A 23,880-nucleotide genomic window follows, 5' to 3' on the forward strand; every position below is an offset into this window, starting at 1 on the left:
GCGTCAGTCGGTGAGGCGGGTCAGCACGAAGACAGGGATGACGCGGCTGGTCTTGGTCTGGTAGGCCGCGTAGTCGGGCCAGACGGCGACGGCGCGCTCCCACCAGAGGTCGCGCTCGTCGCCGGTGACCTCGCGGGCGAGGTAGTCGTGCCTGGCGTCCCCGTCCTGGAGCTCGACGTGCGGGTTGGCCTTGAGGTTGTGATACCAGACGGGGTGCTTCGGTGCGCCGCCGAGCGAGGCGACGACGGCGTACTCACCGTCGTGCTCGACCCGCATGAGGGCGGTCTTGCGGAGCTTGCCGGTCTTGGCGCCGACCGACGTGAGGACGATGACGGGCTGGCCGCGCAGCGTGGTGGCGGTGGTGCCGCCGGACTCCTCGTACTTCTCCGCCTGCTTGCGGGCCCAGTCAGACGTGCTCGGCTCGTACTCTCCGGTGAGGGGCATGTCCACGCCAACCCGGCCGCCGCGGCGCGGTATTCCCCCTGGTCCTGGTGCGGTACAGCAGCCAGACGAAGTACGGGGCGCCGACGATCGCGGTGACCAGCCCGGCCGGCAGCTGGGCCGGCGCGATCACCGTCCGGCCCAGTGCGTCGGCCAGGCAGACCAGCGACGCTCCGAGCAGCGCGGCCACCGGCAGCATCCGCCCGTGCCGCCGTCCGACGAGGGCCCGCGCGGCGTGCGGCGCGACCAGTCCGACGAACCCGATGACGCCGACCCCGGCGACGGCGGCGCCGGTCAGCACGACGGCGCCGGCCAGCAGCGCGAGCCGGGCCTTCGGCACGTGCACGCCCAGGATCCGCGGCGTGTGGTCGTCGACGGAGAGCAGGTCCATCGTGTGCCGCATGCCGTAGAGCAGCGGGACGGCCAGCGCGACGGCCAGCGCCATCGGCACCAGGTGCTCGAACGAGCGCCCGTACGTCGACCCGGCCAGCCAGGTCAGCGCCTTCGTCTCGTTCCACGGGTCGGTCAGCGTGATCATCACGACGATCAGCGACTGCGCGGCCGCCGACACCGCGACGCCGGTCAGCACCAGCCGGTCGCTGGCGAAGCCGCCCCGCGCGGCCAGCGCGAACACCAGCGTCGCCGCCAGCGCGGCGCCGAGTCCGGCCGCGCCGGCCAGCGCCCAGAAGCTCGCGGTCGACACCAGCGTGATCATCGTGACGGCGCCCACGCCGGCGCCGCCGGCCACGCCGATGATGCCGGGCTCGGCCAGCGGGTTGCGCGCCACCGCCTGGATGATCGCGCCGGCCAGCGCCAGCGCGGCGCCGGCCAGCAGCCCGGCGGCGACGCGGGGGAGCCGGGTGTCCATGACGGTGCTGACGATCGGCCCGGCCTGCCCGGACAGCCAGTTGACGACGTCGCCGAGCAGCAGGACGGAGTCGCCGAGCAGGGTGGCGCCGGCGGCGACCGCCACCGTCACGACCGCCATCGTCGTCAGCACGGCGCCGAAACGCCGCCGCGTCACGCCGCCGCGCACCCCCGCGGCCGGCGGCTCGCCGACGGTGTCGGACACGCGGATGCGCCGGGCCAGCGTGATGAGGAAGATCGCGCCGAGGATCGTCGTGATGACGCCGGTCGGCACCTCCAGCGCGCCCTGCGACCCGATCGCCGCCCGCAGCCCGACGTCCGCCGCGAGCAGCATCAGCACGCCCGTCGCGGCCGACACCGGCAGCAGGACGGCGTGCCGGTGCAGCCCGGGCACCACGGGCGTGGCCAGCCGGACCACGGCGGGCGCGGCCAGGCCGACGAAGCCCACCGGTCCGGCCAGCGTCACGGCGCAGGCGGCGAGCAGGACGGCGAGGACGATCGAGCCGGCGCGCACGCGGCGCACGTTGACGCCGAGCATGCGGGCGTGGTCGTCGCCGATGAAGACGAGGTCGAGCTTGCGGCCGAGCAGGAGCAGCCCGGCCAGGACGATGGCGACCACCGGCGCGATGGTGCGGATGCCACCGAGCCCGTTCTGCCCGAGCGAGCCCTCGCCCCACGCGAACAGGCCGCGCGTCTCCTCGGAGAACAGGATGATCAACGCGCTGGTCAGCGACTGCAGCGCCAGCGCGATGGCGGTACCGGCCAGCACCAGCCGCACCGCGCCGGTGCCGCCGAGCCCGGACAGCGCCAGCACCAGGGCGGCCGCGGCCAGCCCGCCGGCGAACGCCAGCCCGGCCGCGCCCAGCAGCGGCAGCGTGAACCCGGCCGTCGCGGCCACCACCAGCGCCAGGTGCGCGCCGGCGTTGACGGCCAGCGTGTCCGGCGAGGCCATGACGTTGCGCGACACCGACTGCATGACGGCGCCGGCCGCGCCGAGCGCGACACCGACGACGACCGCGGCGAGCAGCCGCGGCAGCCGGGAGGCCAGCACGATCGCGCCGGCCTCGTCGCTGCCCTGCCCGGTCGCCCAGCGCAGCACCTCGCCGGCGCCGACCTGTGCGGTGCCCTGCATGAGGTGGACGACCGCCAGGCCCGCGATGAGCACCGCGAGCCCGGCGGCGACCAGCCCCAGGCGGCCGGACTTCACGAGTGGGACCGCCTCAGCCGAGCGCGTCGACGGCGGCGTCGACGTACTGCATCATCGACGTCGGGCCGCCGAACATCCACAGCGAGTCGGGGAGCCGGACGACGTTGCCCGACTGCACGAACGGCAGCGAGTCCCAGATCGCGTTGCCGGCCAGGTTGTCGGCGAAGGCGTCGCCGCCGTCGTTGTCATTGGCCATGTACCAGAAGCGGACGTCGCCGGGCAGCGCCGTCAGACCCTCGACGTCGGTCTGGGCCAGGCCGTACGCGGGGTCGCCCTCCAGCTGCCACGGGTTCTCCAGGCCGATCTGCTCGAACACGTCGGAGACCAGCGAGCCCGGCGCGAACGGCCGGATGCTGACGCTGCCGGCGTCGACCCAGCCGTCGGCGAAGGCGACCGGATCGCCGGCGGCGCCGGCCTCCTCGACCGCGGCCTTGCCCTCCTCGACCTTCGCGTCGAACTCGTCGCGCAGTTCCTGGGCGCGGTCCTGGGTGCCGGTGAGCTCGGCGATGAGGTCGAGGTTCGCGAACATCTGCCCGATGTTGTCCTGAACGTCGCCGCCCGGCATGACGACGACCGGCGTCGTGGCCTCGACCTGCTCGATCGCGCCCTCGATCAGGCTGTCCGTGACGACGACCAGGTCGACGTCGAGGGTGGCGAGGGTGTCCATGCTCGGCTCGCCGCGGGTGCCGATGTCGGTGACGGTGTCGTCGAGCGGCGCGCCGCTGACCCAGTTCTCGTAGCCCTTGATGTCGGACACGCCGACCGGCATCACGCCGAGCGACACGAGGTTCTCGACGGCGTTCCACTCGGTGGCGGCGACCCGCACGGCGGGCTCGTCCAGCGTGACCTCCACGCCGCGGGCGTCGGTGACGGTGATCGGCCCGCCGTCGCCGGTGGTCTCGCCGGTGGTCTCCTCGCTGGTCGACCCGGCCTCCGTGGGGTCGTCGGACGCGTCCTCCGTCGTGCCGCAGGCGGTGGCGAGCAGCACGAACGCGACGGACAGGCCCGCGAGGGCGCGCGCTCTTCTCATGTGGGGTACCTCGTGATCGATGGGTTCGAGTGGGTCAGACGGTGGCGCGCGGGCGGACGTCGTTGTGCCGGCCCACGGCGCGGGTGGAGATGCGCCCGTCGACCGGATCGACGTCGACGTCGACGCGGATGCCGTAGGCACGGCTCAGGTTCCCGGGAGTCAGCACCTCGTGCGGCGCGCCGTCGGCCGTGACCGTCCCGCCCTCGAGCAGCAGGACGCGGTCGGCGATGGCGGCCGCCTGGTCGAGGTCGTGCAGCACCAGGCCGACGCCGATGCCGTGGTCGTCGGCCAGCTCGCGCACGACGTCGAGGATCTCGATCTGGTAGCGCAGGTCGAGGAAGGTCGTCGGCTCGTCCAGCAGCAGCAGGCCGGTGTCCTGGGCGAGGCAGCTGGCCAGCCAGACCCGCTGCGCCTGCCCGCCGGACAGCGCCTGCACCGGCCGGTCGGCCAGCGCCTCGATGCCGGTGAGCGCCATGGCGCGGGCGATGGCCTGCTCGGCGCCGGGGTCGCGGCCGCTCCACCGGGCGCGGTGCGGGTGGCGGCCGTACTCGACCAGCTCGCGCACGCTCAGCCCGCCCGGCGTGCTGCGGCTCTGCGCCAGCAGCGTGACGCGGCGGGCCAGCTCGCGCGGGTCGAGACTCAGCACGTCGGTGCCGTCGTCGAAGCTGATCGCGCCCGTCGTGGGAAGGTGCAGCCGGGCCAGCGCCCGCAGCAGCGTCGACTTGCCGCTGCCGTTCGGCCCGATCAGCGCCGTAACCAGCCCGCGCCGCAACTCGATCGTCGCCGCCCGCACCACCACGTCACGCCCGTACGCGAGGTCGACGCCGCGCGCGGCGAGCCCTTCGGGCAGAGCAGGCGAAATGGTCACGGCGCCAACGTAAGGTACGCCTAAGCTAATTCGCAAGCCACGGCTCCTGGCTGATTCGTCACGTCGGCGCACGTTGTCGGTGCCCGCCCGTAGGGTGGGAAGCCCTCCCAGCCGGGCGGGGACCGTACTCCTCGGCGAACTGGACCGCGTTCCGCGCGGGGCGGGTGTCGGGGGAGTGTGCGTCAGCCGGCGCGAGCGCGTCGCGGGTGGTGCCTTGGCGCCGTGGCGCGGCCGATGCGGTCTCGCGCGTGCCGGCGTGGGCGAGCCGCGTCGTGATCGGGACGGTCGAGGCCGGAGTGCGTCGGCCCGGCCTCCCGGATGGGTCGGCCGTTTCGCGGATGGGTCGGCCTGCCTCGCGGGTGGCCAATTCGCGCACGTTGTCGGTGCCCGCCCGTAGGGTGGGAAGCCCTCCCAGCCGGGCGGGGACCGTACTCCCGGCGAAGCGCGAACCGCACTGCGGCACGAGCGGCAGCCGCCTCCCGCGCGAGCGGGCGACCGTGCGCCCGCCGAGCGGCGACCGCGCCCTCGGCCGCAGCGGGCCGGACCTAGACTGCGCCGCATGGGTGCGCAGATCGCCACGGTGGGCGTCGTCGGGCTGGGGACCATGGGGGCGGGCATCGCGGAGGTGTTCGCGCGGGCCGGCCTGAGCGTCGTCGGGGTGGAGCGGGACGACGCGGCGCTGGAAGCTGGCCGCGGGCACGTCGACACGTCGACGGGGCGGGCGGTGAAGCGGGGCAAGCTGACCGCCGACGAGCAGGCCGCGCTGGTCGGGCGCATCGAGTTCACCACCGACCTCGCCGCGCTGGCCGCCGCCGACCTCGTCGTCGAGGCGGTGCCGGAGCGGCTCGAGCTCAAGCGCGACCTGTTCGGCCGGCTCGACGGCGTCGTCGGCGCCGGCACGATCCTCGCGACCAACACGTCGAGCCTCTCGGTCACCGAGATCAGCGTCGCCGTGTCGCACCCGGAGCGGGTCGTCGGCCTGCACTTCTTCAACCCGGCGCCCGTGCAGGAGCTGATCGAGGTCGTCCGCACGGTCGTCACCGCGCCGGAGGTCGCCGACGCCGTCACCGGGCTCGCGCGCCGGCTGGGCAAGACGCCGGTCACGTGCGGCGACCGCGCCGGCTTCGTCACCAACGCGCTGCTGTTCGGCTACCTCAACCGGGCGGCCGCGATGTACGAGAGCGGTCACGCGAGCCGCGAGGACATCGACGCGGCGATCACGGCGGCGCTCGGCTACCCGATGGGGCCGCTGGCGCTGCTCGACCTGATCGGGCTCGACACCGCCTACGAGATCCTGGGCACGATGTACCGGCAGGGCCGGAATCGGCTGCACGCGCCGGCGCCCGTGCTGGGCGAACTGGTGACGCTCGGGTTCCTGGGCCGCAAGTCCGGTCGCGGCTTCTACGACTACTCCGGAATTGACGGTATCGGCGCGAGCTCCGCTGTGGTCGCCCCCGAAGGGGACCGGACCCGCCGCGTCGCGTTCCTCGACCCGTCGCCCGGACCGTTCGCCGATGCGCTCGCGAAGGCCGGCCACGACGTCGCCGGAGCCGCCGGCGCCGCGACCGCCGAGCTCGTCGTCGCCCCGGGCGACCCGGACACGTTCGCCCGCATCGCCGCCGACGCACCCGCCGGCGCCGTCCTCGTGGCCACCGGCGCCGGGCCGGTCGTCGCCAGCGCCGCCGCCAGCGGGCGACCGGCCGACGTCGTCGGGCTGCACCTGGCCGGGACCGGCGGCGCCGTCGCCGAAGTCGTCCGCACCGTCGTGTCGGCGCCGTCCGCCGTGGCCACGGTCGCCGCCGTCGCCGCGTCCGCCGGGCTCACGTCCGTCGTCTGCGCCGACCGCGCCGGCTTCGTCGTCGACGCGCTGCTGGTGCCGTACCTCAACGACGCCGTCGCGATGCTGGAGACGGGGTACGCGTCGGCGGCCGACGTCGACACCGCGATGCGGCTCGGCTGCCGGCTGCCCGCGGGGCCGTTCGAACTGCTGGACGCGCTCGGGCCGGCCGCCGCGCTGGCGACGCTGGAACGGCTGCAGGCCGAGGTCCGCGAGCCCGGCCTGGCGCCGTCGCCGCTGCTCAGCCAGCTGGCGACCACCGGCCTGCGGTTCGCCGACCTCTGACCGCGCGGTGAAATCCGGGTGAAGGGGAGGCGGCGCACCCTGGTGCACACCGGACATTCTTGACAGTCTGGGTGACCCCCGGCCAACCAGGAGGTCACCGTCATGCGCCGAGCCGTCCTCACCCTCCTCGCCACCCTCGCCGTCCTCGTCGGGCTGGTCACCGCGGCCCACGCCTATCCGCCGGACCCGCCGTCGCCGTCGGAGTCGGCCGCCCAGCTCGACCAGCTCACCGTCGCCGCGCCCGGTTCCAGTGACGGCTACTCCCGCGACCGGTTCCCGCACTGGAGTCCGGCCGAGGGCACCTGCAACACCCGCGAGATGGTCCTCGTCAGGGACGGTTCCGGCGTCGAGACCGGCGCCGACTGCTACCCGACCGACGGCCGGTGGTACAGCGTCTACGACCAGGTCTGGATCGAGGAGCCGAGCGACGTCTCCGTCGACCACATGGTGCCGCTGGCCAACGCCTGGCGCTCCGGCGCCAGCGAGTGGACCGAGGAGCGGCGCGAGGACTTCGCCAACGACCTCGCCCGCGGCCAGCTGATCGCCGTCACCGCGTCCAGCAACAGCTCCAAGGGCGACAGCGACCCGTCCGAGTGGAAGCCGGCCAACCAGGGCTGGTGGTGCTACTACGCCCGGCACTGGACCGACGTGAAGTACGACTGGGACCTCACGATCACCAGCGCGGAGAAGTCCGCATTGCGCGACATGCTGGGCACTTGCTGACAATCCAGGCCCATCGCGCTATAACACTGGGGGCCGTGTTCTCGTCAGCGGCCACGCAATGTCACGTCGGGGGGCGTCGTGCGAGGACTGCGGGTGCTGCCGGCCACGGCCGCGGTGGCGCTGCTGCTGGCTGTCCTGCCCGCCGCGGCCGACGGCCGCGCGGGCTGCGACGACCTGGGCGGATCGGACGTCACCGGCAGCGACGCGATCAGGGCGTCGCTCTCGCGGGGCGACACGCGGCTCAGCGTGACGGTGCGCGACCAGCGGTACCGGATCACCGCGGTCGGCGTGCGCGGCTGGGGCGACTACGTCGTCTACACGACGGCGCCGTTCACCGGGCTGACGGCCGAGCCACGGCCCAACGACCGGCCGAGCGAGATCGACGACTGGTTCGTCTGCGCCCGACGCGACGGCGACGAGCCCGATCCGCCGGACGACGACTGGGTCACGCCGACGCCGACCCCGACGCCCACCCCGACCGCCAGCCCGTCGCCCACTCCTACTCCCACGCCCACGCAGACTCCGACCCCGACGCCCACCCCCACGCCGACGCCGACCGAGACGGCGACGCCGACGCCGACGACCCCGGCGGTCCCGGTGCCGACGGCGATCCCCGCGGGCGGCCCGGCGGCGGGGGCCGCGGCCGAGCCGGACGACGACCGCCGCGGGCCGCTGCCGTTCGCCGTCATCGGCGCGGGCGCCGGGCTGGCCCTGGCCGGATGGGCGCTCAGCAGGGGGCGGCGTGCCGTCTGACCTGCCGCCCCCACCACCGCCGCCGCCCGTCCCGCCGCCTCCGCCGCCCTCGTCCGGCAACACGCCGAAGGGCAGCACGCCAGCCGGCAGCACGCCGGCCGGCAGCACGCCGGCCGGCAGCACGCCGGCCGGGCCCGCCCGCACGCCGCCCCGGCACCGCCGGCCGCGACCCCGGCTACTGCCGTGGCTGGCCGCGCCGGTGCTGCTGGCACTGGCCGCGTGGTGGGGCCTCGACCAGCTCGACGGCGGCGAGCGGCCGGCCGCGGCGATCACGCCGGAGCCGTCCGACACGTACGACCCGTTCGAGCAGTCCGCCGTCCCCGGCGAGCCGGTCGGCGGGGTCGAGGGCCGTTACGACCTGCTGCTGCCGCTGTCCGGGGCGCGGGCGCCGGTGATCGAGATCGGCGGCACCGAGGACCGCGTGCTGCTGCCGCCGAAGGACCCGCTGCTGGCCGGGTGGTGGCGCGACGGCGCGGCGCCGGGCGCCGAGACCGGCACCGCCGTCATCGTCGGCCACGCCGTCGAGGGCGGCGAGGCCGTCTTCAACGAGCTCGCCGGGCTCGACCCGGGCGCCAAGGTCGTCGTCAGCGGCGAGGGGATGAACCAGTGGTACCGGGTCGGCGCGGTCGAGACGATGTCGCCGGAAGAGCTGGCCGCCCGCGCCGGCGACCTGTTCGCCCAGGACGTACCCGGCCGGCTCGCGCTCGTGACCTGCACGGACTGGGACGGGACGGCGTTTCGCTCCAACGTGGTGGTGACCGCCGCGCCGATGTGAGCCGCGCGTGTACGACGATGGAGTGGTGCACGAGAGCATCGAGTCCGGGCCCGACGGTGAATGGGTGGTCCGCCGCATCACCGGCAGCGCGTCGACGAAGGCGTACCGGTGCCCTGGCTGCGACCAGCTGATCCGCCCGGCCACTCCGCACATCGTGGCCTGGCCGACGGTGAGCCTCTCGTTCACCGGTGAGGGCATCGACGAGCGGCGGCACTGGCACACCGGCTGCTGGCGATCGCGCTCCACCCGCCGCCGTTAGACCGGCGCCCGCTGTCGCACGCGCACCACTCGCCGCCGCTAGTGTCGGCGGCATGAGCCTGCCGCTCGTCCTCATCCACGCGTTCCCGCTGACGCCGGCGGTCTTCGACGACCTCGCCGAGCGGCTGACCGGCACGACGCTGATCCGCCCGGCGCTGCGCGGCTTCGGCGGCCCGCCGCTCGACGACGCCGAGCCGTCGGTGGACGTCTATGCCGACGACGTCGCCGCGGAGTTGCGAGCCCAGGGGATCGAGCGGGCGATCGTCGGCGGGCTGTCGCTGGGCGGGTACGTGACGATGGCGTTGCTGCGCCGCCACCCGGACCTGGTCGCGGGCGTCGTCCTGGCCGACACCAAGGCGAGCGAGGACACCGCGGAGGCGAAGGCGAACCGGCTGCGCATGGCCGACGCGGTCGAGCGGCACGGCAGCCGGGCGCTGTGGCCGATGCTCGACACCCTGCTGGGCGAGACCACCCGACGCGACCGCGCCGACCTCGTCGTGCGGGTCAGGGACTGGCTGGACGCCGCACCGCCGGACGGCGTCGCCTGGGCGCAGCGCGCCATGGCCGCGCGCCCGCCGTCGTTCGGCACGCTGCGCGAGGCGGCCGCCCGCGGGCTCACGACCAGCACCGTCATCGTCGGCGCCGAGGACTCCGTCACCGGCCCGGACGAGGCCGGCGCCATGGCCGCGGCCCTCGGCGGGGTGACGGTGCACGTCGTCGACGGCGCCGGGCACCTCAGCCCGCTGGAGCACCCGGACGCCGTCGCCGAGATCGTCAGCCCTTGATCGCGCCCGCCGTCAGCCCCTTCGTCACCTGGTTCTGCAGCAGCGCGAACACCAGCAGCACCGGCACCACCGTGATCATCATGCCGGCGAACAGCGTCACCCAGTTGGTGCCGTAGTCGGCGGCCTGGCCGAGCTGGAACAGCCCGAGCGGCAGCGTCATGCGGTCGGGCGAGTGGATCAGCACCAGCGCGTAGAAGAACTCGTTCCAGTTCTGCAGGAAGCTGATGATCGACACCGACGCCAGGCCGGGCCCCATCAGCGGCAGGATCACCCGCAGGAACGTCCGCACCGGGCCGGCGCCGTCGACGGCCGCGGCCTCCTCCAGCTCTCCCGGCAGCGTCTTCATGAACCCGACCAGCACGAACACGTTGAACGGCAGGTTGTACGTCGCGTACACCAGGGCCAGCCCGAGCCGGCTGTCCAGCAGCCCGAGGTCCTGCATGGTCATGTACAGCGGGATGAACGTGACCATCCACGGCACCATCAGGCCGAGCAGGAACACACTGAGCACCAGCCCGCTGCCCCGGAACGGGATGCGCGCCAGCGGGTACGCGGCGAGCGCCGCGAGCGCGACGCCCAGCACCGTCGCCGACACGCTGACGATGACGCTGTTGCCGAAGAACGAGCCGACGTTGGCGCTGGACCACGCGTCGGTGTAGTTCTGCCAGCGCCAGTCCTCGGCGATCGTCCACGGGCGGGTGCCGATGAACTCGCTGTTGGTCTTCATCGACACGTTGAAGACCCAGGCGAACGCGCCCGCCGTCGAGAACGCGAACGCGCCGAGCAGCAGGTAGATGATCAGGTGGAACCGGCGGAACGGCGCGCGGTCGCTGCCGCGGCGGCCCCCGCGACGACGACGCGACGACGGCGGCGTGGGCGGGCCGGCGGACGGCGCCGGGCGGACGTCAGTACTGGAGCTCATCGCGCTTCATCACCTTGTTGACGATCTGGGTCACGACCAGCATGATCACGATGAGGGCGACGCCCATGGCGGCCGCGTAGCCGAACTCGTAGCGTTCGAACGCGACCCTGTACATCAGTGTCCCGACGATGTCGGTCGACCCGTACGGCCCGCCGTTGGTCATGATGAACACGAACGCGAACGCCTGCATCGTCTGCACGATCCACAGCACGACCAGGATGCGGAACAGGTCGCGCAGCATCGGCAGCATGACGCTGCGGAACAGCCGCCACTCGCCGGCGCCGTCGATGCGCCCGGCCTCCAGCACGTCGGGTGGCAGCCGCTCGAACCCGGCCGACAGCAGCACCACCCAGATGCCGATGCCGTGCCAGACGGTCGTGAACGCGACCGCCGGCAGCGCCGTCGACGCGTCGCCGAGCCAGGTGCGGGCCAGCGCGCCGAGGCCGAGACCCTCCAGCGCCGGGTTGATCAGCCCGAGCGTCGGGTGGTAGATGAACTTCCACATCAGCGCGACGACGGCCGCGCTCAGCACCACCGGCGCGAACACCACGAACCGGAAGAACTTCTCCCCGTGGATGCGCTGGTTCAGCGCCCACGCGATGGCGATCGCCACCGGGAACAGCATGCAGCCGCCGACCAGTGTGAACAGGAACGCGTTCTTCAGCGCGTTCACATAGCCGGGGTCGTCGAACAACCGCGTGTAGTTCTCGATGCCGACGTAGCTGGAGTTGCCCGTGCGGGTCCACTCGGTGAACGAGATGTCGATCGTGCGCACCAGCGGATAGAGGAAGAACACCCCCAGCAACAGGAGCGCGGGCAGCAGGAACGGGATGATGATGCGGCGTTGTGCGGCTCGGTGCATCGTGACTCCTCTCGTCCTGCCGCCCGCGAAACCCTAGTTGCCGTGCACCCGGCGCAGTCCCTCGTCGAGCCGCTCCAGCGTTTGCTGGGCGTCCTGCTCGCCGAAGAGGAGCCGGGCGATCTCCGGGTAGATCACGTCCATGGCCGGGCTCTGCGTGATGCCGTAGTCGCGCGGCTCCAGCGCCTCGGCCTCGGAGATGACCTGGTCGATGCCGGGGATGCCGGGCGGGCTGGGGACGTCGACGACCGCGGAGACCTCGCCGATCTCCTCCGCCCGCCGGGTCTGGGTGTCGACGCTGGTCAGCCGGCGCGACCACTCCAGCGCGAGCGGGATGTTCTCGCTCTCGGCGGCGATGGAGATCTCCTGCAGCGCCGCCATGACGGCGCCCTGGTCGCCCGCGCCGCCCTCGACGGCCGGGAACGGGACGACGCCGAGCTGGAAGTCAGGCGGGATGACGTCGGCCATCTCGCTGACCAGCCAGGTGCCCATGAGGATCATGCCGGCGTCGCCCTGGAAGAACTGCGCCTGGGCGGCGGTGAAGTCGGTGCCCTCGAAGCCGGTGAGGAACGCGCCCTGGTCGCGCAACTCCTGCAGCTTCTCCAGGCCCTCCAGGAAGCCGGGATCCTCGGTGATGTGGCCCTCGCCGCCGGTGAGCACGGCCCGCGCCTTGTCGTAGCCGACGGTGCGCAGCCACAGGTGGTCGCTCCACATGCCCATGTACGGCTCGAACAGCCCGGTGACGGCGATCGGGTCGACGCCGGCGGCCTTCAGGGCCGTGTTGGCGGCGAGGAGGTCGTCCCAGGTGCGCGGCGGCTCGATGCCGAGCTCGGTGAACAGGCCCGCGTTGTAGAACAGCACGTGCAGCGACAGCTCGGACGGGATGCCGTAGATGCCGCCGTCGGACGGGTTCTCCATGAACTCGCGGACGGTCGGGCTGAAGCGGTCCAGCCACGGCTCGCCGGTCTCGGGGTCGTCCTGCTCGAGGTACGGGCGCAGGTCGAGCAGCGCGCCGTCGTCGGCCCAGACCGTCAGCGCCGGGTTGGTGCCGTCGAACATGCCGTAGTCGACGTCGAGGGGGTCGCCGGAGCGCCAGCGCTGCTCGATGCCGGGGCGGGCGTCGGTGTTGGCGAACGTCAGGGTGACGTCGGCGCCGTCGTAGTCGGCCTCGAGGCCGTCGGCCAGCTCCCGCAGGATCGCCAGGCCCGGCGTGCCTTCGGCCGACAGCACGCCGACCTCCAGCGGGGACCCCTCGATCTCCTCGTGCCAGCTGCCCGCCTCGGGCCCGGTGTTCGCGGTGTCGTCGTCGCCGCCACCACTGCACGCGGCGAGCGCAAGGCACCCGGCGGCGAGCGGGGCGACGAATCGCATCGTCTTCATGTGCCTGCCTTCCGTGGGTAACTTCAATATTTCGAAGATAGTTGCGTCAATTCGGAGAATTTACTCCGGTCAGCCGAGATGCGGAAGCATGGCGTCGAACTCGGTGAGGAACCGGTCGACCATGCGGATCTCCTCGGCATCGAGCCGGTGACCCGGCTCGCGGCAGTACGGGTCGGCGAACAACCCGCGGCGCGCCGAGATGAGCTTCTCGGCCGCGATGATCAGCTCGGTGTCGAGCATCCAGTACGAGATGAAGGGCAGCAGGCGGCGGTGCAGCTCGTCGCCGCCCGCGTGGTCGCCGGCCTCGTAGCGGCGCCAGATCTCCACGTAGATCTCGGTGAACGAGCAGCCCGGCTGGGTGCCGACGGCGCCGCGGCGGAACGCGTCGGGCAACTGGACGCCGGCGTAGCCCTCGACCGACGGCAGCGGGGGCTCCGCGGCGGCCAGCTCGGCGATGAGCTGTCCGGGCGGGCTCGACTCCACCTTGACCAGCCGCAGGTTCGGGTGCTCTCCGGCCAGCTCGCGCAGGGTCGCCGCGTCGAGGCTGGTGCCGGTCTCCGACGGCGCGTACTGCAGCACCACCGGGGTCGGCGCGACGGCGGCCAGGACGGCGCCGACGTGCTGGTGGATCGCCCGCCGCGACGGCGACAGGTAGTGCGGCGGGAGCAGGTTGATGAGGTCCGCCCCCGCGTCGACGGCGGACCGGGCGCGCTGCGCGGCCAGCCGGGTCGCGTGGTCCTGCACGGCGACGATCGCCGCGACGTCGGCGCGGTCGCGGGTGCGCGACAGCAGCACGTCGGTCAGTTCGGCCCGCTCGCCCTCGGAGAGCTTGTGGTACTCCGAGGCGAAGCCCGGGAACATCACGCTGCTGACGCCGGTGCCCAGCACGTAGTCGACGACGCGGCCGAAGCCGGCCACGTCGACCGCGCCGTCGGCGTGGAACGGCACCTCCAGCACCGGCGAGACGCCACGCACCAGCTGTGCCGCATCGGCGGTCGTGGTGCCTCCGTCCGGTGTCGGCCGAGTGTCCAGTGCTGCCATGCCGCCCCTCCGGGTCCGCTTAAGTTTCGACATTTCGAAATCATCTTCTGAATATAGAGAGTAGTTGACGCGGGTGTGGCTGTCGAGACCGGCGGCCACCCGATCGGGCCCCGACGCCCGCTAGGGTGGGCCGATGGCATCGGTCAGGCAGGTCCAGGTCACCTTCGACTGCGCTGAGCCCGAGCGCGTCGCCCGCTTCTGGTGCGAGGTCCTGGGGTACGTCATGGCGCCGCCACCTGCCGGGTTCGCCGGCTGGGACGAGTTCAACGCCACGCTGCCGCCCGAGCAGCGCGGCGAGGCGTCGGCCTGCGTCGATCCCACCGGTGTGGGCCCGCGGCTGTTCTTCCAGCGCGTTCCCGAGGGCAAGGTCGTGAAGAACCGGGTGCACCTCGACGTGCGGGTCGGCACCGGGCTCGTGGGTGCGGAACGCCTCGCCACCCTCCAGGCCGAGTGCGACCGCCTGGTCGCGCTCGGCGCGGTACTCGTGCGCGTTCTGCCCGCCGACGAGGTGAACGAATCGTGCATCGTCATGCAGGACATCGAGGGGAACGAGTTCGATCTCGACTGAGCGGCCGCGACGGGCATGCGGCTAGCCGAGCAGGCCGGCCAGCGTGCCGCCGAGCACGGCCGCGCGGTCGTCGTCCGGGATCGGCCAGCCGGTGATCCGGGCCAGCTCCGCCTCCGGCGCCGTGTAGGGCGCGTCGGTCGAGAACACCAGCCGTCCGGCGCCGATCTCCGGGTCGCGGGCGAACTCCGAGAGCACGGTGTCCCACGGCGCGTAGCAGGTGTCGCCGTACAGATTCGGCGCGTGGCGCAGCGCCGGAGCGGCGTCGATCCAGAAGTCGGTCGCGCCGCTGCGGCCCATGACGAACGAGAGCTCCGGCCAGCGCCGGGCCAGCGACGCCAGCGGCAGCGGAACCGCGTGCGGCGGCGTCCCCGTGCGCACGTAGACGAGCCAGCCGGACTCCTGGGCGAACGCCAGCAGCGGGTCGATCAGCCCGTCCAGCAGCTCGAACCCCTGCAGGGCGGCGTCGACGGCGAGCGCGCGGGCGCCGAGGTCACGGGCCCGGGCCAGCTCGGCGACGGCGTCGGCGCCGGCCCACGGGTTGGCGACGGCGTACGCGACCAGCCGGCCGTCCGAGGCCGCGGCCGCCGCCGTCGTGAGGTCGTTGCCGGCGCGGTTGTCCCAGGCAGTGGCGTACTCGCCGGGCGCGACCAGCGCACGGTCGATGCCGAGCCGGTCCATCGTGGCCGTCAGCCCGGCGACGTCGAGCGAGGCGGACCGGCCGGGTCCGAGCCGCACGTGCGCGTCGATGATCACGAGGTCTCCTCGAGGGACAGGCCCAGCGCGCCCAGCGCGTCGGCGTGGATGATCTGCTCGATCACCTCGTCGGGGATCCGCGGCAGCGCGGTGCCCTCGGTGATCGCGTTGACCCGGCGCAGCCCGGCCATCGCCTCGCCGGTGTTGGCGATCGGGAAGTCCGAGCCGAGCAGCAGCTTGTGCGCCGCGCCCCACTCGACGGCGGCCAGCAGCGACTCGTAGCAGACCCACGGGCGCAGGTAGATCGACGAGACGTCGGCGTACACGTGCGGGTGCTTGCGGATCGTCACCACCGTCTCCTTGCCCCACGGGTGGCCCATGTGCGCCATGACGATGCGCAGCTCCGGGAAGGCCAGCGCGATCTCGTCGGTGACCAGCGGGTACGTGTAGCGCAGCGGCGCGTGCCTGATGGGGGAGGCGCCCTGGTGGAACAGGATCGGCAGCCCTTCGCGCTGGCAGTAGCCGTAGAACGCGGTGGCGCGCGGCGAGAGCGGGTCGAAGTCCTGGTAGTTCGGGCCGAGCTTGACGCCGACGAGGCCCAGCTCGCGGCACCGCTCGGCCTCGTCGACGGCGTCGGCGGCGGTCGGGTCGACGGACATGAAGCCGATGCGCCGGGCCGGGTCGGCGGCGACGAACGCCGCGGTGGACGTGTTGGTGTCCTCCGGCCGGTACGGCAGCCCGGTGGCCGCCTCGGGGTCGTCGACGGCGATGTTGAAGACGATCGAGACGTCGGCGTCGGCCATCGCCTCGTCGTAGTCGGCCCACGAGTTCGTCGTCGTGACCGGCCGGTCGGTGCGCCAGCCGGTGTAGACGCGCCGCTCGTCGTCGGGGACGGCGTCGCGGTGCGTGGGGGTGTGCGCGTGCACGTCGACGATCATCGGAACTCCCGCAGCAGGTCGTCTCGGAGGGTGACGCCGAGGCCCGGCTCGGCGCCGAGCCGCACGACGGCGCCGTCGCCGGCCAGCGGCTCGGCCAGGATGTCCTCGGCGTAGTAGTGCGCGCCGATGACGTCCGACGGGATCGCCGACAGCCGCGGCAGCGCGGCCGCGACGTGCAGCTGCGCGGCCGCGCCGAGGCCCAGCTCGCCGTTCGACCCGATCAGCACGTCCAGCCCGGCCGCGTCGGCCTGCGCCGCCATCGCGACCGCCCGGCCCGGGCCGCCGCTCTTGCCGACGTAGAGGCTGACGACGTCCGCGGCGCCCGCCTCGACGACCCGCGTGAGGTCGGCGGTGCCGAACACCGACTCGTCCGCGACGACCGGCAGCCCGAGGTCGCGCAGCGAGCGCATCCCGGCGAGGTCGTCGGGGCGCACCGGTTGCTCGGCGAAGGCGGGGCCGTACGGCGTCAGCGCGCGGATCGCCCGCGCCGCGTCGGACCGCGACCAGCCGCCGTTCGCGTCCATGCCGAGGAACGCCTGGTCGCCCACCAGGGACCGCGCGTGCGCGAACCGTTCGACGTCGCCGTCGACGCCCAGCCCGACCTTGACCTTGAAGGCACCGAACCCGGCGGCGACGGCGGCCGCGTGCGCCCGCTCGAGCTTCTCGCCGTCGCCGGACAGCGACAGCTTGACCGGCACCTCCGTCCGGTACGGCCCACCCAGCGCGACCGCGAGCGGGACGCCGAGCGTGCGCGCCCACGCGTCCCACAGCGCGATCGAGACGCCGGCCTTGGTGAACGGGTTCTGCGCGAGCGCGACGTCCATCAGCCGCTCGAGCCCTCCGACCGGCGTCAGCGGCCGGCCCACCAGCGCCGGCGCGAGGATCGTCTCGACGAAGTGCCGCGCGGTGACACCGTCCTCGCCGCTCCAGATCGGGGTGGCGCTGACCTCGCCGAAGCCCTCGACGCCGTCGCTCGTGACGACCTTCACCAGCAGGAAGTCGGAGCGGTCGTGCGCGCCGCGGGCGCCGTGGACCACGAGGTCCGGGTGTGCGGCCAGGCTGACGGCCGCCGTCTGCACGGCCGCGACGGTCGCCGTCATGCGGCGTCCAGCAGCCGCGCGGGGTTCTCGACCAGCATCGCCTGCCGCTGCTGCGGCGTGATGCCCCAGCCGTCGATCTCGCGCACCCGCGCGACCGCGTAGTCCTGGCTGGCCTTGTCGGACAGTCCGGCGTCGGTGCCGAACAGCACCTTGTGCGCCGGCGCCTCGGCCAGGATGTTCCGGGCGGCGTACGGCGGCGTGCCACAGATGCACAGGTACAGGTTCGGCGTCTCCTGGATCATCGCCAGCGCCTCACGCCACAGGTCGTGCAGGCCGCCGTGGCCGAGCACCACCGGCAGCCGCGGGTGCCGCCGGGCCAGCGCCGCGATCTGCGACGGCGTCGAGTACGGCGGGGTGCCGTCGTGGCTGAGCAGGACGCCGCCGGCGCCCTGGACGATCTCGCAGATCGGGTCCAGCGCCGGTTCGTGCAGGCTGAATCCCTGCAGCCACGGATGCAGCTTCATCCCTCGAAGGCCCAGCTCGCCGAACATCCGCTCGGTCTCGGCGACGGCGTTCCGGTCGCGCGGGGTGACGGTGCCGAAGCCGGTCAGCCGGTCCGGGTACGCGCGGACGAACGCCGCGAGGTCGTCGTTCGCGGCGGGCGTCGGGTTGAACAGGCCGTCGTGGCTGAGCACGACCGCGCGGTCGATGCCGGACGCGTCCATGAACGCGACGAACTCGTCCGCGCCGAAGGTCGCGCCGCCCAGCCAGCTGACGGTGTTCCAGGCCGGCGTGTGGGTGTGGAAGTCGATCACACGGTCCTCACAGGGTCTCGGTCAGGTCGGCGAGGCAGGCGGCCAGACCGGCGACGACTGTGTCGAGGCGCGCGGCGCCGTCGTCGGCGGTGGCCCGCTCGGGGTGGTCGGTGTAGCCGTCGATGGACGTCCAGAGCGCGGCGTCGTGGACGGTGGCGCCGGAGGTCGAGCTGATGTCGGGCAGTGGGTAGGCCCGCGGCGGGACGGGGCCGGCGGCGTCCGGGCGGACCGCGCTGACCAGGGAGGTCTCGAACTCGCCGGCGTGCCCGGGGACCGTGGCGGCGGCGTCGGCGAACCGCCAGTAGTCGACGTGCGCGACGGCCAGCCGGTGCCGGGTCGACGCGGCCGCCGCGGCGGCGTGGCAGACACCGACGTTGCCGCCGTGCCCGTTGACCAGCACCACCCGGCGCCCGCCGTCGGCCGCGACCGACCGCAGCAGGTCGAGCAGCACCGCCAGCAGTGTCTCGGGCGTCAGCGACAGCGTGCCGCCGAACGGCAGGTGGTGGTCGGACGCCCCGAACTGGAGGGTGGGCGCGAGGACGAGCGGGCGCCCGGCCCGCTCGGCGGCGAGGGTCGCGGCCCGCTCGGCCGCCGTCGCCGCCAGCAGCGCGTCGGTGCCGGTGGCGAGGTGCCGGCCGTGCTGCTCGATGGCGCCGACCGGGAGGACGACGAGCGCCTCCGGCAGCACCTCGTTCAGCGTCTCGCGCGACACGTCGGCCCAGTGGATGAGGGTCATGCGGTGACTCCTTGCGTCGCGACCTGCTCGGCGAGGGCCAGTGCGGCGAGGCCGGCGGCGAGGTCGGGGTCCGGCCGGTCCGCGGCGCCGCGGACGAGGGCGGCGAAGCGGGCCACCTGCAGGTCGAAGTCGCGGGTCGTCCGGTCGCCGGGGAACTCGGCGGTCTCCTCGCCGGCGGCGGTCGCGAGCCGCAGCGCGAACGTCGACCCGTCCAGGGTGGCCAGCCCGCGCGGCCCGAGGAAGGTCAGCTCGCACCGCGGCAGCGCGTCGGTCAACCAGCCGAACTCCACCAGCACCTGGTGCCCGCCGGGGTGCCGCAGCCGTGCGCCGGTGAGGTTCGGCGCCGGCAGGCCGGGGTCGGTGCGCAGCGACCACGCGTCGTCGACGGTGAGGGCGCCGGGTCCGAGCAGGTGCGCCAGCCAGTCGAAGACGTGCGCGCCCTCGTGCACGACCGGCGTCCCGTGCTCCAGCGTGCGCCGCATCCGGGCCAGGTGCTCGGCGTCGCCGGCCACCCGGGGCTCGTCGTACACGTGCGCGCGCACCAGCAGCGGCCCGCCGAGCACGCCGTCGTCGATCCATGTCTTGAGCCGCGCGAGCGCGGGGTCGTGCCGGTAGGTGAGGCCGATCTGCAGCCGCCCGCGCTCGGCGTCGGTGAGCGCCGAGTACACCGCGGCGGCTGCCACCGACGTCGCGACGGGCTTCTCGGCGAGGACGAACCGGCCGGCCCGCAGCGCGGCGATGGCCAGCTCCGGCGTCGCCCACGGCGGGGTCGCCAGCACGACGCCGTCCGGCCCGGCGCCCAGCGCGTCGTCCAGGCTCGCCCCGACGACCACGTCGGCGCCCACCAGGGCCTCGACCGCCTCGCGGTGGGCCGCGACCGGGTCGGCGACGGCGACCAGGCGGACGTCGGGGGAGCGCAGCAGGGCGGGCAGGTGCGCGCCACGGCCGATGTCACCGAGGCCGACCAGCGCGACCGCGACCATCCCGTCCCCCAAGTTTCGTTATATCGAAATTAGAAACGCGAATACGAAGATAAGGCACGGCGTCGCGCCCCGCAAGAGGCCGCGGCGTCAGCGCAGGTCGTCGAAGCCCAGCTTCCGCGAGACCGTCTTGCCGATCTCGACGACACCGGCGATGGCCTCTTTGCGACGCTGGCCGGTGAGGTCGCGGGAGAACCCGGTGACGCCGACGGCGCCGGCCACCAGGCCGCCGGCGTCGAAGAACGGCGCGGCGACGCAGGCGATCTCGGCCTGCTCCTCCTCGTCCTCGAGCGCGTAGCCGCGCTTGCGCACGCCGGCCAGCTCGGCGAGGAACGCCTCGCGCGTCGGCTCGGCGGCGCGCGGGCCGCGGCCCGGCGTGAGGTGGCCCAGCAGCGGCTCGAGGTCGCGCTCGGGCAGGTGGGCGGCGATGGCCTTGCCCAGCGCGGTGAGGTTGTACGGCGCCACCTTGCCGGGATAGGTGTCGAACTGGATGAACCCGGGCGTGGCCGCCTTCGCGACGTAGACCACGGAGTCGCCGGTGAGGACGCCGATGTGCACCGGCATGCCGACGAGGTCGGCGAGGTCACGCAGCTCGCGCTGCGCCACCGAGGAGAGGTCGACCTTGCGCACCAGCTGCGTGGCCAGGCCGTAGAGGCGCAGCGTCGGCCGCCAGAAGTGGCTGCGCCCGACCACCCGCCGCTGCGCGTAGCCGCGCTGCTCCAGCGTGTAGACGATGGAGGCGCACGTGGCCAGCGGGATGTTCGTGCGCTTGGCCAGCGCGGTGAGGGTCATGCCGTCGTCGGACTCGACCAGTGTCTCCAGCACGGTCAGCGCCCGCGCGACGGCCGGCGACGGTGCGCGGTCCTGGCCCGCCGTGCCCTCGTTGACGTCTTTGCCCGGCATTCGTGCTCCCTGCATCCGAGGCCCCGAGCCTACGGGATCTCACCTGTGTCACTCTATCTTCTGTTTGCCGTAGTCAAGTTCGATAGTCCGAAGGAGATGTCACGTGACCAGCGACGACCGTCACGCGTCCGCGCCCGCCGTCCCGCCGCCGGCCGGGCCGCAGCGCCCGTCCATCGCCCGCGCCCGGCAGATCGGCGACCTGCTCGCCACGTCCGGCCAGACGGCCGTCGGCCCCGGCGGCGCGCTGATCGCGTCCGGCCGGCTCGGCGACCAGGTCGACCTCGAGACCGGACGGCAGTGCGCGTGGCAGTGCGCCGCCAACGTGCTCGAGGCCGTCCGTGCCGAACTCGGCAGCTTGGAGCGGGTGGCGGAGGTCGTCAAGCTGACGGTCTTCGTGGCCAGCGCGCCGGGCTTCATCGAGCAGCACCTCGTGGCCGACGCCGCCACCGCCTACGTCCAGCACGTGCTCGGCCCGGACGCCGGCGTGCACGCCCGCTCGGCCATCGGCGTCGCCGAGCTGCCCACCGGCAGCCCGGTGGAGGTGGAGGCGCTGGTCCGCGTGCGCTGACCGCCGACCTCTTGTCGGGTTCATGGGTTCACCGCTATCGTCTCGGTTATTCAGAAGATAACTTCGAAATATCGAAAAATCAACTTCTGAGGAGACGCCGTGGCGCCACACCTGACCCGAAGAACGGCACTGACCCTCGGCGGCGCTCTCGCCGGTGGGCTGATCGCGAATCCGGGTGCGGCCGCGGCCGCACCCGGACCGGCCGTCCGGACGGCCGCAGCAGCAGCCGCCGGGCCGCACGGCTCCGGCGAGCCGACCGCCGAGGAGGCGAAGACCTGGTGGACGCCGCAGCGTCAGGTCTGGACGCCGATCGGCTGGAAGGGGCACCTCTTCCGGTTCGACCAGTTCTACAACGGCACGACGGTGTGCCAGCCGGCCATCGCGCTGCCGCCCAGCGGCGCGGCCACGCTGAAGCCGTACCTCGCGCAGTACCGCGGCATGGACTTCCAGGTCACGCCGGTCATGCCGCAGGGCGGCGGCTTCCCGCCGCTGGGCGAGGAGCCGTACTACCTGCACCGCTCCGACTTCGGTGTCGGCATCCAGGGCTGGCGTGAGGACGTCGAGACGCCGGTCCTGTGGACCGAGTGGCGCCGCCAGGAGGGCCTGGTGCTGCGTCAGTACGCGTTCGCGCACGTGCCGGGCGGGCAGCCGATCGACGAGCCCGGCGGGCCGATCTACGCGTGGCAGCGCTACGCCGTCGAGTGGGTCGACGCGCACGACAAGCCGGACACCTTCCAGTTCGTGCTGCGGCTGAGCCGCGTCTACCTGCAGCACCACATCGGGCCGCCGGAGCAGCAGGAGGCGTTCGTCACGATCCAGGCGACGCCGGCCGCCGCGCCGCTGGCCGGGTCGCTGCGCACCGACCGCATCTGGAACCCGGACGGCCGCCCGCTCACCGTCCGCGTCTACGACGAGACCGGCGCCGTCCGGATGGTCGTCGGGACGCCGGCCGGCGCCACCATCGCGCTGGTCGAGGCCGAGAACCACCCCGGCGTCTACGACCTGCGCCTCGCCGTCCCCGCGGTGGAGGGCACGCACCTCGACCTGCTGCTGCCGATGCTGGCGCAGCCGGTCGCCGACGCGGACGCCGAGTGGGCGCTGGGCTGGGACGGCGCGCTGGCCGAGTGCGAGGAGTTCTGGTCGCCGCAGCCGGAGACGGCGTCGGTCATCTCGACCGGTGAGCACCAGGTCGACCAGTTCTTCCGGCGCAGCGTCCAGCTGGCCGAGATCATCGCCGAGAAGAGCCCCGACAGTGGGCAATTCACGTTCCTCACCGGGTCGTTCGGCTACGACCTGCTGTGGAGCACGCCGACGTCGATGGTCAGCCACATGTTCCTCGACCTGCTCGGGCGGCACGAGGTGGTCGACCGCCACACCGACCTGTTCCGCGCGGCGCAGGGCGTGCGGCAGCCGCCGGGCGCGGCGTACCGCAACTTCAGCGCCGACGGGTTCTTCGCGACGCCGCTGTCGCTGCAGTCCTTCGACTGGCTCGGCGACCACGGCGCGATCCTGGAGGGCGCCGCCCGGCACGCGCTGCTCAGCCACGACGACGCGTTCCTGGAACGCTGGCTGGACCCGATCATCGCCGGCTGCGACTTCATCAAGCGGGCCTGTGAGTACACCGACCACGAGGGCGTGCCCGGGCTGATGCCGGCGGCGGCGTCCAACGACACCGGCGTCGAGCAGCAGTCGATCTGGATCCAGGTGTGGAACTACAAGGCGCTGGCCAGTTCCGTCCAGCTGCTGCGGCGGATCGGGCACCCGCGGGCGGACGAGTTCGGCGCCGTCGCCGACCGGTTCCGGACGGCGTTCGGCGACGCACTGCGGGCCGCCGCCGCGGAGGCGCCGACCTGGACCGACCCGGACGGCGACGAGCACCCCGTCCTGCCCACCAAGTTCCACGGGCCGGCCAGCCCGTGGCCGTTCCTGGAGGCGTTCGACACCGGCGCGCTGACGGCGGTGTGGGCCGGCCTGCTCCCCGCCGACGACCCGCTGATGCGCTCGTACGCCGACTTCTTCCGGGTCGGCCCGAACACCCGCCTCTTCGACCCGCACCACCACACCGCGCTCGACCGCGTCGTCCTCGACCACGAGCAGAGCAGCGGCGAGCCCTGCTACAGCTGGAACCTGTTCCACAGCTGGCAGCTCGGCGACCGCGACCGCTACCTCGAAGGCATGTACGGGCTGATCAGCGGCGCCGTCTCGCCGGACACCTACATCGCCTGCGAGCACCGCAACGCGATGTACGGGTCGCTGTTCGTGCAGCCGCTGATCACCTGGACCGCGCGGCACGCCGTCATCGACGACAGCCTGGTCGACGACGAGATCCACCTGCTGCGGCTGTGCCCGCTCGCGTGGGTGAGCGCGGAGCACGAGACCACGTTCGAGCGGATGCCGACGCTGCACGGCCCGGTGTCGTTGCGGTTCCGGCTGTCCGAGGACGGGAAGTCGCTCACCGTCAGCTACGACGGCGACTGGGCGAACCGCGGTCCGCGCCGGACGCTGCTGCACCCGCCGGCGTTGCCCGGCCTGAAGTGGGTCCTGGTCAATCGGCAGCGCTACGCCGCCGATGACGTCATCGTTCTCAAACCCGGCCGATAGGAGCTCC

24 protein-coding genes are annotated in these 23,880 nt (G+C 73.4%); 9 read left to right on the forward strand and 15 right to left on the reverse strand.

Annotated elements, in window-relative coordinates; genetic code table 11:
* Window positions 1-3: 3 nt before the first annotated feature.
* Genes BLU82_RS04020 through BLU82_RS35460 form a run of 4 tightly spaced genes read right to left on the reverse strand, consistent with a single transcriptional unit; the run spans window position 4 to window position 4,413 of the window.
* Complete coding sequence (locus BLU82_RS04020) at window positions 4-444, reverse strand: nitroreductase family deazaflavin-dependent oxidoreductase (protein ID WP_092615924.1); 441 nt, start codon at window positions 442-444, stop codon at window positions 4-6.
* Window positions 407-2,515 (reverse strand): iron ABC transporter permease, encoded by a 2,109-nt coding sequence (locus tag BLU82_RS04025; RefSeq protein WP_197682733.1) that lies wholly within the window; start codon window positions 2,513-2,515, stop codon window positions 407-409. Before BLU82_RS04025 ends, BLU82_RS04020 begins: the two co-directional genes overlap by 38 nt.
* 13 nt (window positions 2,516-2,528) lie before the next feature.
* A complete protein-coding gene (locus BLU82_RS04030) occupies window positions 2,529-3,545 on the reverse strand; it encodes an iron-siderophore ABC transporter substrate-binding protein (RefSeq protein ID WP_092615927.1) in 1,017 nt (338 codons plus the stop codon).
* A 34-nt stretch (window positions 3,546-3,579) separates the two neighbouring features.
* Window positions 3,580-4,413: an ABC transporter ATP-binding protein gene (locus tag BLU82_RS35460; protein WP_231947704.1), complete on the reverse strand. Its 834-nt coding sequence runs from the start codon at window positions 4,411-4,413 to the stop codon at window positions 3,580-3,582.
* 559 nt (window positions 4,414-4,972) lie between these two features.
* On the opposite strand from BLU82_RS35460, the gene BLU82_RS04040 reads away from it, so the two are divergent.
* From BLU82_RS04040 to BLU82_RS04065, 6 genes are all read left to right on the forward strand, one after another.
* The gene (locus BLU82_RS04040; protein ID WP_092615933.1) at window positions 4,973-6,535 is read left to right on the forward strand and encodes a 3-hydroxyacyl-CoA dehydrogenase; all 1,563 of its coding nucleotides are present in this window, start codon (window positions 4,973-4,975) and stop codon (window positions 6,533-6,535) included.
* Window positions 6,536-6,637: 102 nt separating this feature from the next.
* Window positions 6,638-7,258 carry an HNH endonuclease family protein gene (locus tag BLU82_RS04045; protein WP_092615936.1) on the forward strand — a complete coding sequence of 207 codons (621 nt, stop codon included), beginning with the start codon at window positions 6,638-6,640 and terminating at the stop codon, window positions 7,256-7,258.
* Between the two features lie 78 nt (window positions 7,259-7,336).
* Window positions 7,337-8,011 (forward strand): hypothetical protein, encoded by a 675-nt coding sequence (locus BLU82_RS04050; protein ID WP_157740553.1) that lies wholly within the window; start codon window positions 7,337-7,339, stop codon window positions 8,009-8,011.
* Entirely contained in the window at window positions 8,001-8,786 is a 786-nt protein-coding gene (locus BLU82_RS04055; RefSeq protein ID WP_092615942.1) for a class F sortase, read from the forward strand. The genes BLU82_RS04050 and BLU82_RS04055 overlap by 11 nt, the downstream gene beginning before the upstream one ends.
* Window positions 8,787-8,793: 7 nt before the next feature.
* Window positions 8,794-9,045: a hypothetical protein gene (locus tag BLU82_RS04060; RefSeq protein ID WP_092615945.1), complete on the forward strand. Its 252-nt coding sequence runs from the start codon at window positions 8,794-8,796 to the stop codon at window positions 9,043-9,045.
* Between the two features lie 52 nt (window positions 9,046-9,097).
* A complete protein-coding gene (locus BLU82_RS04065; protein WP_092615948.1) occupies window positions 9,098-9,829 on the forward strand; it encodes an alpha/beta fold hydrolase in 732 nt (243 codons plus the stop codon).
* Here the strand turns inward: BLU82_RS04065 and BLU82_RS04070 are convergent.
* From BLU82_RS04070 to BLU82_RS04085, 4 genes are all read right to left on the reverse strand, one after another.
* Window positions 9,819-10,751, reverse strand: a complete 933-nt coding sequence (locus BLU82_RS04070) for a carbohydrate ABC transporter permease (RefSeq protein ID WP_092615951.1) — start codon at window positions 10,749-10,751, stop codon at window positions 9,819-9,821. The genes BLU82_RS04065 and BLU82_RS04070 overlap by 11 nt on opposite strands.
* Entirely contained in the window at window positions 10,735-11,613 is an 879-nt protein-coding gene (locus tag BLU82_RS04075; protein WP_092615954.1) for a carbohydrate ABC transporter permease, read from the reverse strand. The genes BLU82_RS04070 and BLU82_RS04075 overlap by 17 nt, the downstream gene beginning before the upstream one ends.
* Window positions 11,614-11,646: 33 nt before the next feature.
* Entirely contained in the window at window positions 11,647-12,990 is a 1,344-nt protein-coding gene (locus tag BLU82_RS04080; protein WP_092615957.1) for an ABC transporter substrate-binding protein, read from the reverse strand.
* Between the two features lie 69 nt (window positions 12,991-13,059).
* On the reverse strand, window positions 13,060-14,031 hold the full coding sequence (locus BLU82_RS04085) for a dihydrodipicolinate synthase family protein (protein ID WP_092615960.1): 972 nt from the start codon (window positions 14,029-14,031) through the stop codon (window positions 13,060-13,062).
* Window positions 14,032-14,164: 133 nt separating this feature from the next.
* Here BLU82_RS04085 and BLU82_RS04090 point away from each other — a divergent pair, with 133 nt between their 5' ends.
* Window positions 14,165-14,599 carry a VOC family protein gene (locus BLU82_RS04090; RefSeq protein WP_092615963.1) on the forward strand — a complete coding sequence of 145 codons (435 nt, stop codon included), beginning with the start codon at window positions 14,165-14,167 and terminating at the stop codon, window positions 14,597-14,599.
* 21 nt (window positions 14,600-14,620) lie between these two features.
* Here the strand turns inward: BLU82_RS04090 and BLU82_RS04095 are convergent, their stop codons facing one another.
* The 7 genes from BLU82_RS04095 to BLU82_RS04125 form a co-directional block, all read right to left on the reverse strand.
* Window positions 14,621-15,352, reverse strand: a complete 732-nt coding sequence (locus BLU82_RS04095; RefSeq protein ID WP_092615966.1) for an amidohydrolase family protein — start codon at window positions 15,350-15,352, stop codon at window positions 14,621-14,623.
* Window positions 15,349-16,230, reverse strand: coding sequence for an amidohydrolase family protein (locus tag BLU82_RS04100; protein ID WP_092615969.1), 882 nt, complete (start codon window positions 16,228-16,230; stop codon window positions 15,349-15,351). The genes BLU82_RS04095 and BLU82_RS04100 overlap by 4 nt, the downstream gene beginning before the upstream one ends.
* Complete coding sequence (locus BLU82_RS04105) at window positions 16,227-17,330, reverse strand: mandelate racemase/muconate lactonizing enzyme family protein (RefSeq protein ID WP_092615972.1); 1,104 nt, start codon at window positions 17,328-17,330, stop codon at window positions 16,227-16,229. The genes BLU82_RS04100 and BLU82_RS04105 overlap by 4 nt, the downstream gene beginning before the upstream one ends.
* Entirely contained in the window at window positions 17,327-18,085 is a 759-nt protein-coding gene (locus BLU82_RS04110) for an amidohydrolase family protein (RefSeq protein WP_092615975.1), read from the reverse strand. The genes BLU82_RS04105 and BLU82_RS04110 overlap by 4 nt, the downstream gene beginning before the upstream one ends.
* 7 nt (window positions 18,086-18,092) lie before the next feature.
* The gene (locus BLU82_RS04115) at window positions 18,093-18,821 is read right to left on the reverse strand and encodes a creatininase family protein (protein ID WP_092615978.1); all 729 of its coding nucleotides are present in this window, start codon (window positions 18,819-18,821) and stop codon (window positions 18,093-18,095) included.
* Window positions 18,818-19,804 carry a Gfo/Idh/MocA family protein gene (locus BLU82_RS04120; RefSeq protein WP_092615981.1) on the reverse strand — a complete coding sequence of 329 codons (987 nt, stop codon included), beginning with the start codon at window positions 19,802-19,804 and terminating at the stop codon, window positions 18,818-18,820. The genes BLU82_RS04115 and BLU82_RS04120 overlap by 4 nt, the downstream gene beginning before the upstream one ends.
* An 87-nt stretch (window positions 19,805-19,891) precedes the next feature.
* Window positions 19,892-20,704 carry an IclR family transcriptional regulator gene (locus tag BLU82_RS04125; protein ID WP_092615984.1) on the reverse strand — a complete coding sequence of 271 codons (813 nt, stop codon included), beginning with the start codon at window positions 20,702-20,704 and terminating at the stop codon, window positions 19,892-19,894.
* A 103-nt stretch (window positions 20,705-20,807) separates the two neighbouring features.
* Between BLU82_RS04125 and BLU82_RS04130 the strand changes: the two genes are divergently transcribed.
* Together BLU82_RS04130 and BLU82_RS04135 are read left to right on the forward strand one after the other, a co-directional pair.
* Entirely contained in the window at window positions 20,808-21,272 is a 465-nt protein-coding gene (locus BLU82_RS04130) for a RidA family protein (RefSeq protein ID WP_157740555.1), read from the forward strand.
* Window positions 21,273-21,371: 99 nt separating this feature from the next.
* Entirely contained in the window at window positions 21,372-23,873 is a 2,502-nt protein-coding gene (locus BLU82_RS04135; protein WP_092615990.1) for a hypothetical protein, read from the forward strand.
* Window positions 23,874-23,880 lie beyond the last annotated feature (7 nt).

The organism is Jiangella sp. DSM 45060 (assembly GCF_900105175.1).
In the GTDB taxonomy this organism is placed as follows: Bacteria; Actinomycetota; Actinomycetes; order Jiangellales; family Jiangellaceae; genus Jiangella.

Excerpts from the sequence above, each read along its gene's own strand:
- BLU82_RS04020 (WP_092615924.1), bottom strand. The coding sequence starts at position 444 with ATGCCCCTCACCGGAGAGTACGAGCCGAGCACGTCTGACTGGGCCCGC.
- BLU82_RS04030 (WP_092615927.1), bottom strand. The coding sequence starts at position 3,545 with ATGAGAAGAGCGCGCGCCCTCGCGGGCCTGTCCGTCGCGTTCGTGCTG.
- BLU82_RS04040 (WP_092615933.1), top strand. The coding sequence starts at position 4,973 with ATGGGTGCGCAGATCGCCACGGTGGGCGTCGTCGGGCTGGGGACCATG.
- BLU82_RS04045 (WP_092615936.1), top strand. The coding sequence starts at position 6,638 with ATGCGCCGAGCCGTCCTCACCCTCCTCGCCACCCTCGCCGTCCTCGTC.
- BLU82_RS04065 (WP_092615948.1), top strand. The coding sequence starts at position 9,098 with ATGAGCCTGCCGCTCGTCCTCATCCACGCGTTCCCGCTGACGCCGGCG.
- BLU82_RS04070 (WP_092615951.1), bottom strand. The coding sequence starts at position 10,751 with ATGAGCTCCAGTACTGACGTCCGCCCGGCGCCGTCCGCCGGCCCGCCC.
- BLU82_RS04075 (WP_092615954.1), bottom strand. The coding sequence starts at position 11,613 with ATGCACCGAGCCGCACAACGCCGCATCATCATCCCGTTCCTGCTGCCC.
- BLU82_RS04080 (WP_092615957.1), bottom strand. The coding sequence starts at position 12,990 with ATGAAGACGATGCGATTCGTCGCCCCGCTCGCCGCCGGGTGCCTTGCG.
- BLU82_RS04085 (WP_092615960.1), bottom strand. The coding sequence starts at position 14,031 with ATGGCAGCACTGGACACTCGGCCGACACCGGACGGAGGCACCACGACC.
- BLU82_RS04090 (WP_092615963.1), top strand. The coding sequence starts at position 14,165 with ATGGCATCGGTCAGGCAGGTCCAGGTCACCTTCGACTGCGCTGAGCCC.
- BLU82_RS04100 (WP_092615969.1), bottom strand. The coding sequence starts at position 16,230 with ATGATCGTCGACGTGCACGCGCACACCCCCACGCACCGCGACGCCGTC.
- BLU82_RS04105 (WP_092615972.1), bottom strand. The coding sequence starts at position 17,330 with ATGACGGCGACCGTCGCGGCCGTGCAGACGGCGGCCGTCAGCCTGGCC.
- BLU82_RS04115 (WP_092615978.1), bottom strand. The coding sequence starts at position 18,821 with ATGACCCTCATCCACTGGGCCGACGTGTCGCGCGAGACGCTGAACGAG.
- BLU82_RS04120 (WP_092615981.1), bottom strand. The coding sequence starts at position 19,804 with ATGGTCGCGGTCGCGCTGGTCGGCCTCGGTGACATCGGCCGTGGCGCG.
- BLU82_RS04125 (WP_092615984.1), bottom strand. The coding sequence starts at position 20,704 with ATGCCGGGCAAAGACGTCAACGAGGGCACGGCGGGCCAGGACCGCGCA.